The organism is Flavobacterium sp. (genome assembly GCF_035760125.1).
Taxonomy (GTDB): Bacteria; Bacteroidota; Bacteroidia; order Flavobacteriales; family Flavobacteriaceae; genus Flavobacterium.
In genome coordinates, this window is record NZ_DASTTN010000191.1 from 1 (window position 1) to 2,731 (window position 2,731).

3 protein-coding genes are annotated in these 2,731 nt (G+C 32.7%); all 3 read right to left on the reverse strand.

The window, feature by feature from the left end; genetic code table 11:
• The coding region (locus tag VFS71_RS07120; protein ID WP_326400234.1) for a response regulator transcription factor at positions 1–392 on the reverse strand (392 nt) is incomplete at its 3' end.
• Positions 393–395: 3 nt separating this feature from the next.
• Positions 396–1,067: a sensor histidine kinase gene (locus tag VFS71_RS07125; protein ID WP_326400235.1), complete on the reverse strand. Its 672-nt coding sequence runs from the start codon at positions 1,065–1,067 to the stop codon at positions 396–398.
• Between the two features lie 329 nt (positions 1,068–1,396).
• The coding region (gene dnaB, locus VFS71_RS07130) for a replicative DNA helicase (protein ID WP_326400236.1) at positions 1,397–2,731 on the reverse strand (1,335 nt) is incomplete at its 5' end.

Consider the following 2,731-nt stretch of genomic DNA (forward strand, 5'->3'; position numbering starts at 1 on the left):
GAATAATAAAATCCTTTTGTGGACACTTCATTTATGGTTGCAAATAATTCCTGGGGAGTAGTATTTTTAACCAAATAAGAAACAGCTCCAACATCAATCATGTTGGCTATAAATGATTTTGAATCGTAACTCGTCAAAGCAATGATTTTTATATTCGAAAAATCTCTATGGATAATTTTGGTGGCTTCAATCCCATTGAGCAATGGCATTTTCAAATCCATAATAACAATATCAGGTTTAGGATTATCTCCCTTAAGAAAATCAATTAATTCAATACCATCCGAAGCTTCAAAAATCACTTCAATATTTTCTTCTCTCGACAGCAAAAAAGAAATTCCTTTTCTGAATAGGACCTCATCATCAACCAAAATTATTTTTATAGCTTCCTTCATAGTTTAGAAATTAAAAATCACAGAAATTCCATTATTCATTTTCGACTCAATCGAGAGACTTCCGTCTAAAATTGCTACTCTACTTGCAACATTTTTCATTCCAAGACCTTTATGATTTTCCAATTGATTTAAATCAAAACCGATTCCGTTATCTGAATACTTACATGTTCTTTTTCCATCTATTTCATCAAAAAAAACAGAGATTGAAGTTGCTTTACCATGTTCTATCGAATTAGCAAATAACTCCTGTAAAATTCTAAAAACATGTATATGATTATCGTTCTCTTTAAAATCAAATTTTAAATTATTCTCATATTGAATATCAATAGCTCCATCGTCAATTAATTGAGCACATAATTCTTCAATTCCCGCATGAAGACCAAATTTATCCAATACTGGGGGAAGTAAACTGTAAGTCATTTTTTTTGAGCTATTCAAAGCTTTTGACGTATATTCAATAATGTTTTTGGTAATTTCTTCAATATCCTTTGGAGGTAAGTTAGGAATCTTCAAAAGATGACAATTCAACGAAATCACATTCAATTTTGAACAGATATCATCATGTAAGTCCTGTGCAATTCGCTTTCTATCCGATTCTAACGTTCGAATTACTGCCGATAATTGTTTGTTTTTCAGGAAAATATCTAAATCATCAAATTCTAATTTCTTTCCCATATTCTTTTTATTGTAAGTGTGACTAACTTTTCCTTATAGTATTTATAAAATTTTACAGCATTTATCCTGTATTAAATAAACAAACATGTATTTTATCGACTTTTACACTACTTTAAACGACAAATATAGTTGTATTTAGCTCTTTTCCTAATAAAATTTAATATTTTTTATCAGCACAAACATAATAAAAAAACTTATTTGAAAAGAATAAAAAAAATCAAATTACTGTAAACCAGAATTATATAACAAAACTTAAACCAATAAAAAAAAGGAGAATATTCTATCTTCATAAAATATTCTCCTTTGTTGTGAAATACTATTTTTAAATTTTAAAAAGGAACGTCTCCATCATCATCGTTATCATTATTAAAATTACTTCCGAAAGCTTCATTTGCCGACGGAAGATTTTTGGTTATAAATGAGTTTTCATCATGATTCATACTAGATGGCAAATCATCATAGCCTCCACTGTAATCTTCTAAATTGTCGAATCTTCCCAAGTGTCCAATAAATTTCAAACGAACATTTTCGATTCCACCATTTCTATGTTTTGCAATCATGATCTCTGCTTGACCTGCAGTTGGAGATGCTTCTTCATCATCCCATTCATCGATTTTGTAATATTCAGGACGGTATAAAAACGAAACGATATCCGCATCCTGCTCAATCGCACCCGATTCACGAAGATCCGAAAGCAAAGGTCTCTTACTAGAACCACGCGTTTCAACAGCACGCGACAATTGTGACAGTGCAATTACAGGAACATTCAACTCCTTTGCCAATGCCTTTAAATTTCGGGAGATTGTAGAAATTTCCTGCTCTCTGTTTCCTCCACCTTTACCATTTCCACCGGCAGTCATTAACTGCAAATAATCAATAATAATGATTTTTATACCATGTTGTGACACCAAACGTCTTGCTTTTGCACGTAAATCAAAAATGGATAAAGACGGAGTATCATCAATAAAAAGTGGTGCTTTTTCTAAGTTCTTAACTTTGGTACTAAGCTGCTCCCACTCGTGTTTTTCTAATTTTCCTGTACGTAACTTCTCTGAAGACAATCCTGTTTCGGAAGAAATCAACCTGGTAATCAACTGTACGGATGCCATCTCCAAGGAGAATAAAGCAACAGGATGTCCAAAATCGATTGCAATATTTCTGGCCATAGACAAGATAAAGGCCGTTTTTCCCATCGCAGGTCTCGCCGCAATGATAATTAAATCACTTGGCTGCCAACCTGAAGTTAATTTATCCAGTTTATCAAAACCTGTGGCAACACCAGAAAGTCCTTCCTGACCTGCAATTTCTTCAATACGTTTTTTTGCTTGCAGTACTAAACTCTGAGCTGTTTCAGAACTACGTTTGATATTTCCTTGTGTTACTTCATAGAGTTTAGATTCGGCTTTGTCCAACAAATCAAATACATCTGTAGTTTCATCATAGGAATCTTCAATAATTTCAGATGAAATTCGGATTAAACTGCGTTGAATAAATTTTTGAAGGATAATTCTCGAGTGAAATTCAATATGTGCCGAAGATGAAATCTTTTGCGTAAGCTGAATTAAATAAAAATCACCTCCAGCAAGATCTAGTTTAGCCGTTTTTCGAAGTTGAGCCGAAACGGTCAACAAATCGATTGGTTGCGTGTCATTAAATAATGTAAC